The 507-nt window shown below is 51.1% G+C and carries 4 tRNA genes and 1 rRNA gene; all 5 read left to right on the top strand.

The window, feature by feature from the left end:
• A 16S ribosomal RNA gene (locus HGP28_RS19100) occupies nt 1-61 on the top strand; the annotation flags it as partial.
• A gap of 88 nt (nt 62-149) precedes the next feature.
• Nucleotides 150-225, top strand: a tRNA-Glu gene (locus HGP28_RS19095).
• 20 nt (nt 226-245) lie between these two features.
• Nucleotides 246-321 (top strand) — tRNA-Lys (locus HGP28_RS19090).
• Between the two features lie 9 nt (nt 322-330).
• A tRNA-Ala gene (locus HGP28_RS19085) sits at nt 331-406 on the top strand.
• A gap of 43 nt (nt 407-449) precedes the next feature.
• Nucleotides 450-507 (top strand) — tRNA-Val (locus HGP28_RS19080).

Raw genomic sequence — 507 nt, 5'->3', positions numbered from 1 at the left:
GACTGGGGTGAAGTCGTAACAAGGTAGCGCTAGGGGAACCTGGCGCTGGATCACCTCCTTATACGATGATTATTTGATACAAGTGTCCACACAGATTGATGGTTTATGAAGTTTAAGAGATAGAACATCCCCCAAGATGTTCACACCGTGTCCCGTTCGTCTAGAGGCCTAGGACACCGCCCTTTCACGGCGGTAACAGGGGTTCGACTCCCCTACGGGATACCACTTACTTTTTAAAGGTAAATGGGTCGTTAGCTCAGTTGGTAGAGCAGTTGACTTTTAATCAATTGGTCGCAGGTTCGAATCCTGCACGACCCACCATTTCTCGATGGGGCTATAGCTCAGCTGGGAGAGCGCCTGCCTTGCACGCAGGAGGTCAGCAGTTCGATCCTGCTTAGCTCCACCATTCGAGACTTCTTCCACAAGAAGTAAAATCAATGTGGGCGATTAGCTCAGTTGGGAGAGCACCTGCCTTACAAGCAGGGGGTCACTGGTTCGAGCCCGGTA

This window comes from Vibrio agarilyticus (assembly GCF_012641465.1).
GTDB lineage: Bacteria > Pseudomonadota > Gammaproteobacteria > Enterobacterales > Vibrionaceae > Vibrio > Vibrio agarilyticus.
This window is presented reverse-complemented; position numbering and strand designations above follow the sequence as displayed.